The organism is Alcanivorax xiamenensis, from assembly GCF_009846745.1.
Taxonomy (GTDB): Bacteria; Pseudomonadota; Gammaproteobacteria; order Pseudomonadales; family Alcanivoracaceae; genus Alloalcanivorax; species Alloalcanivorax xiamenensis.
The window spans coordinates 60,034-78,100 of record NZ_AQPF01000008.1 but is presented as its reverse complement, the minus strand read 5'-3'; the positions used below and the strand labels follow the sequence as shown (position 1 = coordinate 78,100).

17 protein-coding genes are annotated in these 18,067 nt (G+C 61.2%); 8 read left to right on the top strand and 9 right to left on the bottom strand.

Annotation, left to right across the window (positions count from 1 at the left end; genetic code table 11):
* On the top strand, positions 1–996 hold the full coding sequence (locus A6D6_RS07645; protein ID WP_236564028.1) for an ABC transporter substrate-binding protein: 996 nt from the start codon (positions 1–3) through the stop codon (positions 994–996).
* On the opposite strand, the gene A6D6_RS07640 is transcribed toward A6D6_RS07645, so the two are convergent.
* From A6D6_RS07640 to A6D6_RS07630, 3 genes are read right to left on the bottom strand one after another with little or no spacing between them, the layout of a single operon-like run.
* The gene (locus A6D6_RS07640; RefSeq protein ID WP_133490160.1) at positions 981–1,712 is read right to left on the bottom strand and encodes a GntR family transcriptional regulator; all 732 of its coding nucleotides are present in this window, start codon (positions 1,710–1,712) and stop codon (positions 981–983) included. The two genes, A6D6_RS07645 and A6D6_RS07640, sit on opposite strands and share 16 nt — an antisense overlap.
* Positions 1,713–1,717: 5 nt before the next feature.
* On the bottom strand, positions 1,718–2,101 hold the full coding sequence (gene hpxZ, locus A6D6_RS07635; protein WP_201303724.1) for an oxalurate catabolism protein HpxZ: 384 nt from the start codon (positions 2,099–2,101) through the stop codon (positions 1,718–1,720).
* Positions 2,102–2,140: 39 nt separating this feature from the next.
* On the bottom strand, positions 2,141–3,310 hold the full coding sequence (locus A6D6_RS07630; RefSeq protein WP_159660375.1) for an amidase: 1,170 nt from the start codon (positions 3,308–3,310) through the stop codon (positions 2,141–2,143).
* Between the two features lie 627 nt (positions 3,311–3,937).
* On the opposite strand from A6D6_RS07630, the gene A6D6_RS07625 reads away from it, so the two are divergent.
* The 3 genes from A6D6_RS07625 (at position 3,938) to A6D6_RS07615 (ending at position 6,600) form a co-directional block, all read left to right on the top strand.
* The gene (locus tag A6D6_RS07625) at positions 3,938–4,921 is read left to right on the top strand and encodes a DUF1852 domain-containing protein (RefSeq protein WP_159660374.1); all 984 of its coding nucleotides are present in this window, start codon (positions 3,938–3,940) and stop codon (positions 4,919–4,921) included.
* 27 nt (positions 4,922–4,948) lie between these two features.
* Positions 4,949–5,977: a methionine synthase gene (locus A6D6_RS07620; RefSeq protein WP_133490164.1), complete on the top strand. Its 1,029-nt coding sequence runs from the start codon at positions 4,949–4,951 to the stop codon at positions 5,975–5,977.
* 92 nt (positions 5,978–6,069) lie between these two features.
* Entirely contained in the window at positions 6,070–6,600 is a 531-nt protein-coding gene (locus tag A6D6_RS07615) for a flavin reductase family protein (RefSeq protein WP_201303723.1), read from the top strand.
* 117 nt (positions 6,601–6,717) lie between these two features.
* Here the strand turns inward: A6D6_RS07615 and A6D6_RS07610 are convergent, their stop codons facing one another.
* From A6D6_RS07610 to A6D6_RS07600, 3 genes are read right to left on the bottom strand one after another with little or no spacing between them, the layout of a single operon-like run.
* On the bottom strand, positions 6,718–8,364 hold the full coding sequence (locus A6D6_RS07610; RefSeq protein WP_201303722.1) for a methylenetetrahydrofolate reductase C-terminal domain-containing protein: 1,647 nt from the start codon (positions 8,362–8,364) through the stop codon (positions 6,718–6,720).
* A complete protein-coding gene (locus tag A6D6_RS07605; protein ID WP_159660373.1) occupies positions 8,306–9,898 on the bottom strand; it encodes a gamma-glutamyltransferase family protein in 1,593 nt (530 codons plus the stop codon). The genes A6D6_RS07610 and A6D6_RS07605 overlap by 59 nt, the downstream gene beginning before the upstream one ends.
* Before the next feature lie 24 nt (positions 9,899–9,922).
* Entirely contained in the window at positions 9,923–10,762 is an 840-nt protein-coding gene (locus tag A6D6_RS07600) for a sulfite exporter TauE/SafE family protein (protein ID WP_236564027.1), read from the bottom strand.
* Between the two features lie 390 nt (positions 10,763–11,152).
* On the opposite strand from A6D6_RS07600, the gene A6D6_RS07595 reads away from it, so the two are divergent.
* Complete coding sequence (locus tag A6D6_RS07595; RefSeq protein WP_133490167.1) at positions 11,153–11,533, top strand: VOC family protein; 381 nt, start codon at positions 11,153–11,155, stop codon at positions 11,531–11,533.
* Between the two features lie 149 nt (positions 11,534–11,682).
* On the opposite strand, the gene A6D6_RS07590 is transcribed toward A6D6_RS07595, so the two are convergent.
* Positions 11,683–12,645: an isopenicillin N synthase family dioxygenase gene (locus A6D6_RS07590; RefSeq protein WP_159660371.1), complete on the bottom strand. Its 963-nt coding sequence runs from the start codon at positions 12,643–12,645 to the stop codon at positions 11,683–11,685.
* 125 nt (positions 12,646–12,770) lie between these two features.
* Positions 12,771–13,676: a LysR family transcriptional regulator gene (locus tag A6D6_RS07585; protein WP_159660370.1), complete on the bottom strand. Its 906-nt coding sequence runs from the start codon at positions 13,674–13,676 to the stop codon at positions 12,771–12,773.
* A gap of 125 nt (positions 13,677–13,801) precedes the next feature.
* On the opposite strand from A6D6_RS07585, the gene A6D6_RS07580 reads away from it, so the two are divergent.
* The 3 genes from A6D6_RS07580 to A6D6_RS07570 are packed head-to-tail and all read left to right on the top strand — an operon-like array spanning position 13,802 to position 16,874.
* Positions 13,802–14,596 (top strand): SDR family NAD(P)-dependent oxidoreductase, encoded by a 795-nt coding sequence (locus A6D6_RS07580; RefSeq protein WP_133490170.1) that lies wholly within the window; start codon positions 13,802–13,804, stop codon positions 14,594–14,596.
* Between the two features lie 50 nt (positions 14,597–14,646).
* On the top strand, positions 14,647–15,561 hold the full coding sequence (locus A6D6_RS07575; RefSeq protein WP_159660369.1) for an aldo/keto reductase: 915 nt from the start codon (positions 14,647–14,649) through the stop codon (positions 15,559–15,561).
* Positions 15,562–15,563: 2 nt separating this feature from the next.
* On the top strand, positions 15,564–16,874 hold the full coding sequence (locus A6D6_RS07570) for an NTP/NDP exchange transporter (protein WP_159660368.1): 1,311 nt from the start codon (positions 15,564–15,566) through the stop codon (positions 16,872–16,874).
* On the opposite strand, the gene A6D6_RS07565 is transcribed toward A6D6_RS07570, so the two are convergent.
* The gene (locus A6D6_RS07565; RefSeq protein WP_159660367.1) at positions 16,871–17,983 is read right to left on the bottom strand and encodes a hypothetical protein; all 1,113 of its coding nucleotides are present in this window, start codon (positions 17,981–17,983) and stop codon (positions 16,871–16,873) included. The genes A6D6_RS07570 and A6D6_RS07565 overlap by 4 nt on opposite strands.
* Positions 17,984–18,067 lie beyond the last annotated feature (84 nt).

Genomic DNA, 18,067 nt, shown 5'->3' with positions numbered 1-18,067 from the left:
ATGACAGTGAAAACAGCATGGCTGCGTGGCGGGGTATTGGCGGTGGCGGGCCTGTGCCTGTCCGCGGCGGTTCTGGCCAAGGACCTGGTGCCGGTAACGGTTTCCACCACCTGGTACGCCCAGGCCGAGCATGGTGGACTGTACGCCGCCAAGGCCATGGGGTTGTACGAGAAGCACGGCCTGGATGTGACCATCAAGATGGGCGGTCCGCAGGTCAACAACGTGCAACTGCTGGTCGGTGGCGTCACCGACTTCAGCATGGGTTACAGTCTGCAATCCTTCAATGCAGTGAAGCAGGGGCTACCGCTGGTGACGGTGGCGGCGTTTTTTCAGAAGGACCCGCAATCGCTGATGGTGCATGAAGGGCAGGGCTACGACACCATCGCGGATCTGAAAGGCGCGGGTCTTCGCATTCCCACCGCTGGTCGGGTGGCCTACTGGCCCTGGCTCAAGGCCAGGTACGGTTTTACCGACGATCAACTCCGTCCCTACGATTACACCATTGGGCCGTTTATTACCGATCCGAAAGTGGCGCAACAAGGCTACATCACCAATGACGGTTACTTTCTGAAAAAGGAAAACGTGGCGGCGAACAGCCTGTTGCTGGCGGACGCCGGTTGGGAAGCCTATTCGGCGACCCTGGATACCACCCGCGAGATGATCGACCAACATCCTGAAGTGGTACAGGCCATGGTGGCGGCCACCGCGGAAGGCTGGCAAGCCTACTTCGAGGATCCGCGGCCGGCGAACCGCCTGATCAAAGCGGATAACCCGCGGATGGAAGACGCGCTGATCGCTTACAGCATCGATAAGATGCAAAGCGAGGGGATCCTGCTTTCCGGCGATGCCGAGGGCGGCCGGTACGGTGCCATGAGTGACCGGCGCTGGCGGGAGTTTTATCGACAGATGGTGGACGCCGGCACTTTGCCGGATGATCTGGACTATCAGAAAGCCTATGACCTGCGCTTTGTGCGAGGGCTTTATCCGGAGGATTGATTGTCCGGAGAGGAGGACGGGATGGAGTCCGGACCGCCACGGGTATCCAGATAGTCCCGTGAGGTGCGGTGGGCATGCAGAACATGGTCGCGAATCAACTGGGCGGCCCGCTCGCTTTCGCCACGAACGATGGCCATGACAATGTCACTGTGTTCGGTGAAGGAAGCGGACAGGCGCTCCCCCACTCTGAATTGCGCGCGGCGGTAGGCCAGCACCCGTGAGCGGGCGGCCATGGCGGTTTCATACAGATAGCTGTTGTGGCAACCGCGAAACAGCTTTTCATGGAAGAGCAGGTTGGCCGCGTCGTAGGCGTCGACGTTACCGTCGGCCACATGAGCGTGGCTGTCCAGATGGCTGGCAAGCAGATCTTCCCGTTCCGCGCGGGTCATATTGAGCGCCGCCATGCGCGCGCAGGCCGCTTCCATTTCCGCCGCGTATTCAAACATTTCGCTGAGCCGCTGTTCCGGCACTTCAATGACGAAGACGCCGCGCCGGTGCTGGTGCTCCACCAGGCCGGCGGAGGCCATCTCCCGCAACGCCTCGCGTACCGGAGTGCGCGATACGTCGAAGCGCCGGGCCAGGGCAATCTCGTCCAGACGTGTGCCCGGCGGGAGCAAGCCGCCGAGAATCTCATCGGACAGGGCACGCCGGATCTGTTCCGCCAGCGGGCGGTCGTCCTCGTCGGCGGCACTGAGCACGGTGGTCTGTTGTGTCATGACACTTACTCCTCCATGAACGACACATGGGCGGCCACGACCCGCCATCCCTCCGGGCGGCGGGCCCAGACCTGACTCTGGCGACCGATGCGCGGGTTCCCCGGGCGGCGGAACTCGGTCCAGGCGGTGGCCAGATCGTCGCCATGGGCGGTGATCACGGTGTTATGTAATTCACGTTGCAGTCCCTTGGACGGTCGTTGCGCGCGGAAGGCGGCAATTCGCCGATAGCCGTAGAGATTCTCGCCGGCACCGTAGCGCACCACCCGTTCGTCGTTCCAGAACAATTCGTCCAGGACCGTCACATCATTTTCGACCAGTGCTTTCTCATAGCGCAGGAATGCGGCTTTGACTTCCGCCACCACGTTCGGTCGGTCCAGTTCCAGGGTCATTATTACTACTCCTCATTATTACTCTTCGGGGCCGGCGCGTCAGGTGCTGATGAATTCGGGCAGGCGGGCCGCCAGATCCAGCAGCTGTTGATCGCTGCCCGCGGGCCCGATCAGTGACAGCCCCACCGGACCATGCTGGTCATGCAACAGCGGCAAACTCAGTTGCGGCAGCCCGGTGGTGCCAGCCAGCGCCGTCATTCGCAGGGTGCGGCCGCGGATGTTTTCCACCCTGGCTTCGTCGGCTTGCAAGGGCAGGGCCGAGGTCGGCGTGGTGGGCAGGCAAAGCAGGGTGTCTTCGCCGAGCAGAGCGCGGATCCGGGTGCGCAAGGCCTGACATTGTTCACGGGCATCCTCGGCTTCGGCGGCGGTGATGCGCGATGCCGCTTCGAAGCGTTCCTTCACACCGGGACCGAAGACCGGTTGCTCGACTTGGATCCAGGAGCCGAAGCGGGCCCAGGCCTCATAAGCCTGCAGGGGCCGGAACGCGTTGAAGTAGGTGTCCAGGTCGCCAACACTGATGCTGCCGCCAAAGGTCACGCCGGGCAGGCCGTCGCCGACCCGCGCTTCCAGCTGCGACACCACGTCGGCATCGGATTGCGCCAACGCCTCCTCCACCAGCAGTAAACGACGCGGCGCGGGCCGGTTACTGCTGGGCAGCAGAATCCGGCCAAGCCGGGACATGAGTTCGGCGTCCCGGGCGAACCAGCCGAGGGTATCGAAACTTTCCGCCAGGTGGGCGCAATGACGGTAATCCACCACGCCATGGGTGGGGCGCAGCCCATGGATGCCGCAGTAGCTGGCCGGCACCCGCACTGAACCGCCGGTGTCGCTGCCCAGCGCGAAGTCCACCAGCGCGGCGGCCACCACCGAGGCGGAACCGCTGGAAGAGCCGCCGGGTACCGCGCCCGGCACCGCCGGATTGGGCGGCGTGCCATAGTGTGCGTTCTGGCCCGCCAGGCTGTAAGTCAACTCGTCGGTGTGGGTCTTGCCGATCAAATCCGCGCCCGCCGCCAGCAGGGCTTCGATCATCGGGGAGGTGTGCCGCGCTGGCGGCTGGCTGGCGCGCCAACTCGGCTGGCCGACGCCGGTAATGGTTCCGGCCACGTCGAACACGTCTTTGACGGCGAAGGTCAGGCCTTGCAGCGGGCCCTGTCCGGTGGCGTCGAGGCGCACCGGGTCGAAATCGAGAAAGCCGTTTTCCAGTATCACCGCCGGATCCTCCGGGGGCAGCGGCCAGGAAGGCGTTGCATTGGTGTGCTCCTTGAGATCCTTGATACGTCCAAGGCGGACGGAGCAGTGTTCGTGCCAATCTTCGGTGCCCGGAAAATGCGGGGTTGAGAGGCGCGCCGGATAGGGCGGGCCCCGTTACGGGGCAGGGAGGAGATGGTGTATACAGAAATGGGGCAGGCGGACATTCACGAGTGAGCTTTCCACAGCGGCCTCGTGATGCTTGCTGGCAAAGGCCGCTAGCCTTATAGCGACCTCCAAAGTCAGGTTTCCAGCCCCCGCCGCTAAGCAGGGGGGCGTGGATTGCGGGCCCGCCAGCGTCCCGGCAAACCGAAGTCGGCGCCAAGCCTGACTACCGTGGAATAAAAGATATGAGGTTTACTCATGAATTTCTGAAATATTATCATTATTTTTCATGGTGCGGTTCCGGTATAAAACCCCCCGTTGTTCATTACCCGGGAACACACCAAGGCTGATTCCCCGGCAGACCGCCCAGTGCAGGCATTTGGAGTCTGAGCAGGCCGCCGGGTCGATCCAGTCCGGGGTGTTCCGGAACGAATCGGCAATATGAGCCGATCTCATCTTGGATTATCAGGATGCCCGACAGCCATGAATAAAGAGTTTGTATTCTCCCTTGACAGCATTCGTTTCGATGAGCACTACCAGCCGTCGAGCGCGACGCGCCTGACCACTAACTTTGCCAATTTGGCCCGGGGTGAGAGTCGCCAGGAAAACCTGCGTAATACGCTGAAGATGATCGACAGCCGCTTCAACGACCTGGCCCACTGGGATAATCCGGAAGGCAATCGCTACAAAGTCGAGCTGGACATCATTTCCGTACAAATGGAGATCGGTGCCGACGGCAGCGCTGCCGCGCTGCCACTGATCGAGATACTGAAAACCACCATCGTCGATGGCAAGCACAACGCGCGCATTGAGGGCATCGTCGGCAACAACTTCTCGTCCTACGTGCGTGATTATGATTTCAGTGTGCTGCTGCTGGAATACAACAAGAATCGCGATCGCTTCAGTGCGCCGGACGGTTTCGGCGTCCTGCACGGGCAGATATTCCGGAGTTTCGTCAACTCGGATACCTACCGGGAGAACTTCAGCAAGGCGCCGGTGATTTGCCTCAGTGTGTCAAGTAGCAAGGTGTACCACCGCACCGACAATCAGCACCCGGTGCTGGGCGTCGAGTACCAACAAAACGAACTTTCGCAGACCGATGAGTACTTTAAAAAAATGGGTATGAAGGTGCGTTATTTTATGCCGCCCGACAGTGTCGCACCGCTGGCGTTTTACCACACTGGTGATTTGTTGTCCGACTACACCAACTTGGAACTGATCTCCACCATCAGCACCATGGAGTCTTTCCAGAAAATCTACCGTCCGGAGATCTATAATGCCAACTCGGCCGCTGGACACTGCTACCAGCCTAGCCTGAAGCACCAGGATTACTCCTTGACTCGGATTGTTTACGACCGTGAAGAACGTAGCCGGTTGGCCATTGAGCAGGGCAAGTATGTAGAGGAATGTTTCATCAAACCGTACCGCGGCATTCTTGAGCAGTGGTCGGCCAATTATGCCCATTGATAAACGACAAGCATGGGATCATCGGTCATGAATAAATTATTGCCCACTTCGACAGCGGGCAGTCTGCCCAAGCCCTCCTGGCTGGCACAGCCGGAGACCCTTTGGTCGCCGTGGAAACTGGAAGGCGAAGAACTGGCGTCTGGAAAGCAGGACGCCTTGAGCTTGTCGTTGCAGGAACAACAACAGGCAGGCATTGATATCGTCAGTGACGGCGAGCAGAGCCGCCAGCATTTCGTCACCACCTTCATAGAACATCTGGACGGCGTGGATTTCGAGCAGCGCGAGACGGTCAGGATCCGCGACCGCTACGACGCCAGCGTGCCCACGGTCAAAGGCGCGGTGAGCCGCCAGAAGCCGGTGTTTGTCGAGGACGCAAGGTTCCTGCGCCAACAGACCTGCAAACCGATCAAATGGGCTTTGCCAGGTCCTATGACGATGATCGATACCCTCTACGACGCCCACTACAAAAGCCGCGAAAAGCTGGCTTGGGAATTCGCCAAGATTCTCAACCAGGAAGCCAAAGAGCTGGAAGCGGCGGGGGTTGACATCATCCAGTTCGACGAACCAGCCTTCAACGTATTCTTCGATGAGGTGAACGACTGGGGCATCGCCACGCTGGAGCGGGCTATTGAAGGACTCAAGTGCGAAACCGCGGTGCATATCTGCTACGGCTACGGCATAAAAGCCAACACCGACTGGAAAAAAACCTTGGGGTCCGAGTGGCGGCAGTATGAGGAGATCTTCCCCAAGCTGCAGCAATCCAACCTTGATATCATTTCGCTGGAGTGCCAGAACTCCCGCGTGCCGATGGAGCTGGTCGAGCTCATTCGTGGCAAAAAAGTGATGGTCGGAGCCATTGACGTGGCCACCCATGCCGTTGAAACACCGGAGCAAGTCGCCGACACACTGCGCAAGGCGTTGCAGTTTGTCGATGCGGACAAGCTGTGTCCATGCACCAACTGTGGCATGGCACCGCTGCCACGTGGCGTGGCACGTGCCAAGCTGCGGGCACTGAGTGCCGGCGCCGAGATCATCCGGCGGGAATTGGCCGGTTGAGTGCAGCCATGGTATCGGCAGGGTGAGGGGACGATGATTCCGGCCGCACCTCATTGGCGAGGGCGGATGAGGCCGATCGTCCGCAGCTCCGAGTGACCACCCAGGAATCAGGATTGACCATGTCATGTTTCAGTTCGGCCATTGATCCCGCTCGCTTTCGCGAAGCGCTGGGTTACTACGCATCCGGCATCACGGTGATTTCGTCACAGCTGGACGACGAGCCCGTGGGCTTCACCTGCCAGTCGTTCTACAGTGTGTCGATGAACCCGCCTCTGGTGTCTTTCAGCGTGATGGCCAGCTCGTTGAGTTATCCAAAAATCCGTTGCGCGGGCCGCTTTGCCGTCAACATCCTGGCCGGTGAGCAGGTGGCCATTTCCAACCAATTTGCTCGGCGCGGCGCCGACAAATGGGAGGGGATCGAGCGTCACCAATCGCCGCTCGGCAATCCGGTGATCGCCGGGTGTTTGCATTGGTTTGATTGCGAGGTTCACGCTGAACATGTCGCTGGTGATCACGTCATTGTGATCGGTGAGGTGAAGGCACTGAAGCTGCAAGAGGCGGGGGAGGAACAGCCGCTGTTGTATTTCAAAGGGCAATACGCAACCCTGCCGGGTCTGGCGTGAGGCGGGGCCTCATGTCTGCTGGGTGAGCAGGCGCTGCTGTTCCGTGCCGGCGTCTATGAGTTCAAGGTCCGGCCAGCGGCGTCAGTGTGCGCCGCCAAGCGGCCAACGGTGTCCGCTTCAGTCTTCCGGTTTTGAGGCGTCCGCCTCAAACCACTGTGGCCAGGAGCTGCGGTGCCGGTCGTCCGCACTGATGCAGGGGATCAGCGTTTGCGCCAGCATCGGTAACCGATCGGCGGATTTGGCAAGGCGGTATTTGACGCTGTGTATGCACTCCCGGTCGCCAAACTCACAACGGTTCAAATAAGTGCCGCCACAGGGGCCGTTGGCGAGACCTTTCGGGCAGGTTTCCGGGCAAACGTACACCGTGTCTTGCAAGCGACAGCTGCCACAGGTGTCGCAGCCCACCAGCGGTCGTTTGATGGCCCGTTCCGCCGCATGCAGTGCCGCACCGCCAATCGTTGTCTTCCAGATCCGTCGCGTCACCAGCCAGCCGAACGCCCGGCTGAGTAAACTGCCGCGTTGGAAAAACAACCGGTGGACCGTGGCAAGCCTGCGGTAGCGTCGGTGCTCCGAATCGGTGGCTCGGGCGCCGGGCCGTCCCAAAGCACGGACGTCGATATCGGGAGTAAAGCAAACCTCGGGCCCGCCGGGCAGTTGCCAGCTTGCGCGCCACTCTGAGTGCCACGCATCCAGTGAGCTCACGCGCTCACGTAGAGCGGTCAGATGTTGTTCCAACAAGAGGAGTTCCTCCAACGTATGCACGCCGGACAAATGGATGCCGGCATATCCCATCCATTGCAGGCCCAGTATTTGCAGCGCCAGACGTTTAAGGCTTCGTGTATCGGCGTCGTCCTGCGACAGGCGTGTTTCGCTATCCAGCATCTGGCGCATGGAGTCGGTGACAACGATGCCGGGTACCGACTGCAACGCCGCGGCGCGCTGTGCGGTTAGCCGCATCACACAGGCCAACATCGGCGTGCTGTGTGGCTGCGCGTGCATCCACTGCTGGGCTTCAAGGTGCCTGGCGGCATCGTAGCCGAGCTGAAGGGTGAAAAAGTCAGCGCCGGCACGCTGCTTTTTCCGCGCCTTCAAATACTGTGCTTCGGCTTCTTCTTCCAGGTATTTGAACGGATTCAGCGCGGCGCCCAGCAGCCAGTCCGGACAGGATTCCCGGACAATTTGCAGTGCAGGCACCGACTCCAGATAACGTACCGGGGCTTGGCCGGGACAGTGGCCAGGCAGGCGGTCGCCGGTGAGCAGCAGCAGTTGTTTCAAGCCCCGCGCCTTCATCAAGCCCAGTTGGTTCAGCAAGTCCGAGCGCTCGCGATCCTTGCCGGAAAAGTGCAGCAAGGACGAGGTCGGGCAACCCAGCGCTTCCGCTCCTTGCAAGGGGCCTGGATCCGAATGCGGGCCGACACGGTCGGCGAAGGACGGCACTAGCAGTCCACCCGCGAAATGACCGCGCTGCAGGATTTTCCCAAGCGCCGCCACGTGCGCTGCGGACTGCCGGGGAAGAACCTCCATTACGCAGACGAAGCGGTGTGCGTCCAGCGCCTGTTTCAGTATGGTCAAAACTGTCCGGTACCTTGGCTGTTGGAGGCCCTTGTTGTGATGGCCCCCTGACAATTGAGTTTGGGATGGGATATTGGTGGCGGAAGGCCTGGGGCGCCTGGCAGTGGCGGCCCCGAGGGTGTGGGTGCGGGGCTCAGAGCGTCGCGACGGTACCGTCGCTGCGCGGGTCGGCGGCGCCTTCCAGTAGGCCATTGGGATGGCGTACCACGGCGCCGGCGTGGCCCATGGTGTCGCTGAAGTCTTCGTCCAGCACTTCCACCTGATGGCCGGCATCGCGTAGTTGTTGCGCCAGGGCGGGGTCAAAACGCGCTTCCAGTTTCAGGCTGGTGCTTTGTTCCCCCCAGGTTCGGCCGAGTAGCCAGCGCGGTGCGGTCACGGCCTGTTGCAAGGGCTGATTGAACAGGGCGTAGCGGCTGAAGACCGCGGCCTGGGTCTGGGGTTGGCCCTCGCCGCCCATGGTGCCGTACACCATGGTGCGGCCGTCATCGAAGCGAGCCATGGCCGGGTTCAGGGTATGGAACGGTTTGCGCCCCGGTTTCAGGGTGTGCAAGGCGGCGTCATCCAGGGAGAAACTGACGCCCCGATTTTGCCACAGTACCCCGGTGGCGGGCAGCACGATGCCGGCACCAAATTCCCAGTAAGTGCTCTGGATGAAACTGGCGCAGCGGCCTTCGCGGTCGATGCAGCCCATCCAGATGGTGTCGCCGGGTTGCGCCGGGTAAGGCCAGGGCAGCGCGCTCTGGCGGTCGATGCGGCGCACCCGCTCGGCCAGATCCGATTCGCTGAGAAAACGGGCCGGATCCTCGCTCATATAGGCCGGGTCGGTGCAATACTGGTCGCGTACCAGGAACGCCTGTTTAGTGGCTTCCACCAGCCCGTGGAGGTGATCGAAGCCCTCGCCGTCCGTTACCCCGAGCCGGTCGAACAGGCCAAGAATCATCAACGAGGCCATGCCTTGAGTGGGAGGGGGTTGGTTATACAGCGTGCTGCCCCGCAGGCGCACCGACAGCGGTGGTAACGTCCGCGCCTGATAGCCGGCCAGATCCTCGCGGGTGAGCGGGCTGCCGGCCCGGGCCAGGTCCTCGGCCATGGCGGTGGCCAGCTCGCCCCGGTAGAAATCCTCGGTGCCGGCCTGCCCGATACGTTCCAGGGTGGCGGCCAGTCCTGGCTGCCGCAGAATGGCACCTTCCACCGGCACCTGGCCCTGGTCCAGGAAGGTGTCGGCGAAGCCGGGCACGGAAGCCAACTCCGACAGCTTCCGCCGGGTCAGTTGTTCCTGGCCGCGGGTCACCGCCACGCCGTCCCGGGCATGCCGCTGGCCGTCTTCCAGCAGGCGAGCGAGTGGCAGTTCGCCTCCCCATTGACGTGCCACGTTCATGGCCTGACCCCAGCCGCCAACGGTACCGGCCACGGTGAGCGCCGCCAGCGGGCCACGGGTGGGGATGCTGTCGTGGCCGCGTTGCCGGTAGTAGTCGACATCCGCGGCGGCAGCGGCGGTGCCGCAGGCCTCGATCGCCACCGGCGCCTCGCCGGGGGCACCCAGGATCCAGAAACCGTCGCCGCCGATGGCGTTCATGTGCGGGTACACCACGGCGATGGCCGCCGCCGCCGCCACCATGGCCTCGGCGGCGTTACCGCCTTCGCGAAGCACATCCCGGCCGGCTTGGGCGGCCAGATGATGGGGGGCTACCATGACGCCACCGAGAGCGCGTTTGGTCGTCAACATGTCGTGTTCTCCGGGCCGTGGCGGTTACAGCAAACCGTACAGCATGCGTAGTGAAGTCAGGAAAAGGAAAAAGGCAAAAACCTGCCGTAACCGGTTGGCGTTCACCGCGTGGGCGATGCGCGCGCCGATGGGTGCCATCATCATGGTCATCGGCACGATCAGCGCCAGACCGGCCAGATTGATGTAGCCGAGGCTCATCGGCGGGCGATTGGGCACGCCCAGACCATTGATCAGAAAGCCAATGGCACCGGGCAGGCTGATCACCATGCCGATGGCGGCGGCGGTGCCCACCGCGCGGTGGATCGGGTAGCCGAAAGCGGTTAGCAAGGGGACGCTCAGCGTGCCGCCGCCGATTCCCATGAGCGTGGAGAAACCGCCCACCAGAGTGCCGATGATCTGTTTGAACGGGGTCGGCGGCAGATCGTCGGTCAGTGCCAGGCCCTTGCTGCGGAACGCCATGTTGGCGGCCACCAGCAGAGCGACCACGGCGAAGATCGCGGTCAGGGTGGTACCGCGCAGATAGCCACTGATGGCGATGCCGATCAGTACGCCCACCAGCAAGGCGGGCCCCCAGGTTCGCAGCAGGGAGACGTCCAGATTGCCCTTCCTGGCGTGGGCCCGGGACGACATGATCGAGGCGGGAATAATAGTAGCCAGGGAGGTCCCCACCGCCACGTGCATTTTCACTGACTCGTCCACACCGAGCAGGGTGAACAGGTGATACAGCACCGGCACCACCACGATGCCGCCGCCCACCCCCAACAGACCGGCCAGCAGGCCGGCGATGATGCCGGTGGCCAGCAGCGCCACTACCAGCCCGGCCAGCCATCCGACACTGTGACCACTCAGAAGCTCCACGATCATCCCCAGACGATTTGGTCTTCGCCGGCCGGGCTATTTCCCGGGCGCGACTCCAGGTTCCCCTAAAGGAAATTCTGGCTAGGATGCCATTTTTGTATACAAGAATAAAGTGCTGATTTATAGGTGTTTTTAGGAATTACATGGGCTATTTTGGGGCGGCCTCATGTTATTGCACCAATATTGTGCATTGCTGTTCAGGGTTTGGCACGGCGTGGTGGTTGCGATGTGTTTTGTTGTGGCAAGAGAAGCGGGGGTAGATTTCAGATCGAGGTTTGTGACTTGTTGACTTTTATGGTTTTGTTTTGTCTTCCGAAGCCGGTGGGTTGATTGGATGCTCGGTCCGGCATTCCAATAGTGGTTATTGAGTATCCACTCTTCTGAACGGGGGCATCCGTGTTTGCAGTAAAAGCCACCCAGCATGTTTTGGCGGTCAAGGATCTTGAGAAGACTGAAAGCTACTTTCTCGACAAACTGGGGTTTTCCGCCCGCTTCCGTGTGGACGGTTGGTCGTTTTTGAGTCTTGGTGGTTTTCACGTGATGTTGGGGCACTGCCCGGACGAGCTTCCAGCCAGTGATACGCATGAGCACTCGTACTTTGCCTATGTAAACTGTGAGGACATAGACGAGATTTACCGAGACTACCAGCAACGTGGTGCCGAAATTTTCCAGGTAATATCCGACAAGCCCTGGGGACTACGTGAGTTCGGCGTGGCGACGCCCGAGGGGCATCGAATCATGTTCGGTGAAGAGATTGAGCCATCAGGGAACTCATAACCCGTTGCTCAAGTACGTTCCCTGCCTTGCGGCCGTCCAGCGGAACGCCGTGGTTGGAGGTAAACCTGGCCCTGACCCATCGCAGCAAATCACGCTTTCGGCGCCCGGACACTCGCCTTTGTGTGTATCAACAATTCGTTGTGGCTTAGTTAACGATCAGCCAGGCGCGGTTGGGCGCGGAAGTCGTAGGTGGCGTTGAGGCGTTGCGCCAGATAGTCGCTGCAGCTGACCGGCGGGTAGTGGGGCTCCTGGCCGGGGAACAGATCGCGAGGGTCGACCATGGCGTCCGGGTCCGCTTCCATGAAAAACGCCACGGAGTAGCGTTCCGCTTCCGGAGTGCGTACCCGATGAGGCGTGGACTGGTAAAGGTCGTTGCTCCAGCGCATCAGGCAGTCGCCGATGTTGCAGACAAAGGCGCCGGGAAAACTGGGGGCGTCGATCCACTGGCCATTCTTGGTGCGGACTTCCAGGCCGGGAACATCATCGGTTTTCAATAGCGTGACATTGCCGTAATCGGTATGGGTGCCGGCGGCGCCGTCCTCCCGGTACGGATCGCCCTGGGCGGCCGGGTAGCGCAGCATGCGCAGGGTGGCGATGGGCTCGATCAGGCGGGACTCGAAGAAATCCTCCGCGGCGCCCATATCCAGGGCGAAGCCCCGGTGCAGGGTGCGGGCCACGTTCAGGCAGCGGTGGTAATAGTCCAGGGTCCGCTCACGCCAGCCGGGTAGATCCGGCCAGTAATTCACTCCGCGGAAGGGCTTGTTATTGAGCACGTCGGGGTGGTCCGCCGGCAGGTCGTGGCCGATGTTGAACGCCTCCTTGCTGTCGGCGCCGGAAACCGGGTTGAGTTTTTCGTCCTGGATCGCCACGTAACCGCGATTATGCGGGGAGCGTTTGATGGAGAGCGCTTCCTTGCGGTCGGAGGGCAATGAGAAGAAAGCCGAGGCGTCCTCGAACAACGCCTCGAACACGGAGTCCGGAATCCCATGATCCACCAGGTAGAAAAAGCCGATATCCCGGCAGGCGCGCCCCAATTCGCTGGCCGTGGCCTGACGCTCCGCCGGTTGCTCGCTCAACAACCCCGCCATGGAAATGATCGGTAAGGATTCCATCGTTGTGCCCTTGATTACCCGTTGGTCCGAAATCCGAATTTCGATCATGGTGACCTGGCTTGCATGGGGTCAACGGTTTAACCGGCAATTGGCGATGCCGATTTTCGTTCGGGGTGAGCGCCAATTCAGCGCGGGCGTTCGGGAAGACGGGCCTGCAAATACTGTTTTAGGAAATCCAGAAACAGGGTAACCCGTGGAGCCAGATGACGGCCATGCAGGTAGAGAGCGTTCAAGGGCGCGGCGGCGGGAGCGTGGCGGGGCAGTAGCTGGACCAGACGGCCGCATTGTAGATCCTCGCCCACATCCCAGATGGACTTCAGTACGATGCCGGCGCCTTGCAGGGCCAGGGCATGGGCGGCCTCGCCGTCGTTGCAGCAAAAGGCGCCGGTGATGCGCACGGTGCTTTCACGTTGCCCGCGTCCGAAATGCCAGTCTGCTTGCGGTTGCTGTCCAATCAGAATGCAATCGTGGTCGGCCAGGTCCGCCAGTTTGCGCGGGGCGCCCTTGCGTTGCAGGTAATCCGGGCTGGCGCACAGCACCCGGCGGTTGGGGGCCAGCCGGCGCGCCACCATACGGGAATCCAGGGGTTCGCCGTAGCGGATGGCGAGATCGAATCCGCCTTTGGCCAGGTCCTCCACCGTGTCGGTCAGGGCCAGTTGAACACGCAGCTCCGGGTATTGGCGGGCGAAACGTGATAGTGCCGGCACCAGATGACGGCGTCCGAAACCGGTGGGGGCGGTCAGGTGCAGGGTGCCAGTGACCCGGTCGTGGTGACGCAGCAGAGCCGCCTCGGCCTCGTCCACCTGGGATAAAAGGCGCAGGCAATGCTGATGAAGGATGTCGCCTTCCTCGGTGAGTGACAGACGGCGGGTGGTCCGGTGTAGCAGGCGGGTATCCAATTGCCTTTCCAGTTCGCCCAGACGCTTGCTCACCACCGCCAGGGACAGGCCCAGTTCGCGTGCGGCGGCGGAGAGGCTGCCTCGTGCCACGATGCGTTCGAAAATGCGCAGGTCGTTGATGTCCTTGAGCATGATTATTCTCAACGATTTGGAAATAATCCTTATCCTATTACGGTGATTGTGCAACGTCTTTTGAATGCGCACATTATCTGTTCATGACGGTTTGCAGGTTTGAACCCGAAATCGGAAGGTTGAGTATGAATATTGATTTATCCGGGAAGACCGCGCTGGTCACCGCTTCCACGGGCGGTATTGGTTATGCCATTGCCGTGGGGTTGGCGGCTTCCGGCGCGGAGGTGATTCTCAATGGCCGTAGTGATGACTCGGTGGCTGCTGCCAGGGACGGACTGGCCGCCGATGTGCCGGGCGTGAATTCGCGCGGAGTCGTGGCGGATCTCGCCGACCTTTCCGGGTGTAAGGCGTTGCTGGCGAAAATCCCGGCGGTGGATATTCTGGTCAATAATGTGGGCATTTATGGCCCGAAGGATTTCTACGAAACCGACGATGACACCTGGGACGATTATTGGGAAACCAACGTCATGTCCGGCGTGCGGCTTTCCCGGGCTTATCTGCCGGGCATGGTGGAAAAAGGCTGGGGCCGGGTGGTGTTCATCTCCTCGGAGTCGGCCCGCAATATTCCCGCCGACATGATCCATTATGGCGTCTCCAAAACCGCGCAGCTGGCTTTGTCGCGCGGCCTTGCCAAACATGTGGCCGGCAGCGGCGTTACCGTTAATTCAGTTTTGCCCGGGCCCACGCTTTCGGACGGCTTCCGCGCCATGATGCAGGGCGAAGTGGAGCGCACTGGCAAATCCGTTGAAACGCTGGGCCAGGAATTTGTCATGGCGGAGCGTCCGAGCTCGGTGATCCAGCGTCCCGCCACCGTAGAGGAAGTGGCGAACATGGTGGTCTATGTCTGCTCCACCCAGGCTTCCGCCACCAGCGGTGCGGCGCTGCGCGTGGATGGCGGTGTGGTGGACGACATTTGCTGACCCGGCTTGCCGATACGAGCAGGCCGATACCAGGATAAGGAGGTGTTCTCATGCTGTCCCGACGCACGCTGTTGCAAGCCGGCGCGGCTTCCGCCGCCGGACTGATGTTATCGCCGCTTTGGGCGGCCGGTGAAAAGGACGCCGCCATGGCGGCGCGGACCATTCCGTCCAGTGGCGAAGCGATTCCGGTTATCGGAATGGGCTCGTCCGGCAGTTTCGAGGTGGGCACCTCCGATCAGGAACGGGATCCCCTGCGCGAAGTACTTCGGCGTTTTTTCGCCGGTGGTGGCCGCCTGATCGATACCGCGCCCAGCTATGGTTCGGCGGAAACGGTGATCGGTGACTTGTTGAGTGAACTGGAGCTGCGGCAAAAGACGTTTCTGGCCACGAAAATTTCCAGTACTGGCAGGGAGGCAGGAAAGGCCCAGTTTGAAAACTCTCTGCGCCGCCTGAAAACCGACAAGGTGGAACTGCTGCAGGTGCACAACATGCAGGACTGGCAAACCCAGATGGCGCTGATCAACGACCTCAAGAAAGAAGGCAAGGTCCGTTACAGCGGCGTGACGCACTGGCTGGATGGCGGTCAGGATCAACTGGCCGAGGTGGTGGAGGCCAGTAAACCGGATTTCCTACAGATCAATTATTCGGTGATTTCCGCCAAGGCGGAAGAACGGTTGTTTCCGCTGGCCCGGGATCTGGGCGTGGCGGTGTTGATCAACCGGGCCTTTGATGATGGCCGCCTGTTCCGTCAGGTGGCGGATCGGCCATTGCCGGAGTGGGCACCGGAAGCCGGTATCGATTCCTGGGCCCAGGCGTTCCTGAAGTTCTCCATCAGTCACCCGGCGGTCACGGCGGTCATTCCCGCCACCGGAAAGCCCCACCGGCAGAGTGATAATCTGAAAGCCGGCTACGGGCCGATGTTGACCGAACAACAGCGTCGCGATCTGCGCGCCATATTCTCCTGACCATGGCGTCCACTCACCCGGTGTCACGGCTGGCGGTCCGGTTGTTCAATGTCCGGGCCGTCGAGGCGCCGGCTGTGGTGGCCGGGCTGCTGATGTTTTTCTGCCTGTTCACCGGTTATTTCATGTTGCGTCCGGTGCGTGAAACCATGGGCGTGGCCGGTGGCGTCGATAATCTGCAATGGCTGTTCACCGCCACCTTCGTGGCCACCCTGGTGGCGCTGCCGGCGTTCGGCTGGATCGCCTCAAGGGTGTCCCGGCGCCATATTCTGCCCTGGGTTTACGGCTTCTTCGTTATCAATCTGCTCGGTTTCGCCGCCGTCATGATCGGGTTGCCCGGAGATGTCTGGGCCGGGCGGGTGTTCTATGTCTGGTTGTCGGTGTTCAATCTGCTGGCGATTTCCCTGGCCTGGAGTGTGTTGGCGGATGTGTTCGTCAGCGTCGAGGCCAGGCGGCTGTTCGCCTTGATTGCCGGTGGTGCCAGTCTGGGTGGCCTCGCCGGGCCGGCGTTGGGCGCCCTATTAGTGGCACCCATCGGCCATGCCGGATTACTGGTCCTGGCGGCCGGGCTGCTTGCCGCCAGCGCGATCGCGGCGGCGTGGTTGCATCGCTGGCGGGACCGCCATCGCGAGTCGGGCGGAGAGCGGGCCGGTGACGGGCATCGTGAACGCGCTTTGGGGGGCAATCCCCTGGCCGGTATCAGCGAGGTGCTCGGCTCTCCCTATCTGATGAGCATCGCGATTTTTGTGTTGTTGTTGGCCAGCGTCAGCACCTTTCTCTATTTCGAGCAGGCCAGGCTGGTGGCCGAGACGTTCCCCGATCGCACCCGGCAAACCCAGGTGTTTGGATTAATTGATACCGTGGTGCAGGCGCTGGCGATTCTGACGCAGGTGTTTTTGACCGGCCGTATCGCCCAGCGTCTTGGTGTGGGGGTTCTGCTCACTGCGGTGCCCTTGGTGATCACCGCGGGGTTTCTCTGGCTTGCTCTGGCGCCCACGTTCGCGGTCTTCGTTGTCGTTATGATCGCCCGGCGCGCGGGTGAGTACGCGCTGGTCCGCCCTGGCCGCGAAATGCTTTACACGGTGGTCCCCGCCGAACAGAAATACAAAGCCAAGAACGCCATCGACACCGTGGTTTATCGAGGTGGTGACGCGCTCAGCGGTTGGGTGAAAAGCGGGCTGGATCTGCTTGCCTCCGTCCCCGCGCTGCCGATGGTGATTGGCGCGGGGATCGCCCTGGCCTGGGCCAGTGTGGGGGCCGGCCTGGGCAAAGCGCAGAGGCGCGGAGAAACTGAGGAAGACAATCAGATACTTTAATCCGCACTCAGAAAATACGTTTGCCCCCAATCCTCTACCCGGTCTCCTGGAGTGGCGGTGACGTGTATCGTTCTATAAGTGGCGAAAGACAGCAGTGCCGCAAGATCAGGACTTGGAACTCTGTAGTTGCGGGAGGCCACCAAGAATGGCCGTTGCCGCCGTTCAGGGGTCAGTACTTCTTCGGCAAGCCCCGCCTGGAAATTTTCGATCGATGAGGTAAGTCTTTGCATGGTGACGCTTCGCAGTTCGCATTCAACGCCTTTATTGGTGGGGCTCGCGACACAGTCGCTGTCGTCGAATGAAATATTCGGTGGTCGTGCGAACAGCCCGTCAATCAACACCACTTCGCCCGGACCCAATTCAAAGGAGGCGAAGTCGTGGTCCAGCACGACGATGGCATTGACGGCGGACTTGTCGACGTAGTTCGCCGTGGGCTGGTATCCAGCGGGGCGGAGCACCGTCTTTTGCGTCTCTATTACATGGTGCGGAAGACAGTGCCCGCCAACGGTGGGGGCGCAACGGATTTTGAAGCGAGATCGCCCTTCCAAGGCAATCTCATCTTGCCACTCTTGCACCCACTCGCGACTCACATAGGTTCCGGCGCTGAGATAAACAGCGCCCAGGCCTCGTGGCTCGACGGGTTTGCCAGTGATCTTCAGCCCATTCAGATTGGCGTCCTTGGCCTTGAACCTGGAAGCCTTAAGGCGGTATTGGCCCGGCTCTTGTGCTGATACCAGATAATCCTGACCCGCCACCCGGATGAAAATCGGAGGCCCCATATTCTGAGCGACCGAGGCTTCATGCCAGGTGAAGGAAAAGGTTTTTCCGTCCTGGCCGGGATCCTCCCAAAGCACATCCAAACCGTCCCCACCCCGATAGCCTTGATAATAGGCATCGTCACTGAGGGCGGGGGAGATGACGACGGATTTGCCCGCGGCAATCGCGGTTTCAAGCTGCCGTGCCAGGGCGTCCATCTCCGATCGTTCTTTCTCGGGGTCGACGGTGAACAGTCCGGTACCGAATCTATCGTGGACGTTTGGCGGAGTACTGCACCCGGATATCAGTGCCATACAAATCAATAGTGACAACGAGCCGATTCTGACCATCACTTTATGTCCTCCTCCTTGAGTTCCTTGAATGATGCCAATTCACCGAGAACGATGGTTAAGCTGCCACGGACTCAGCGAAATACA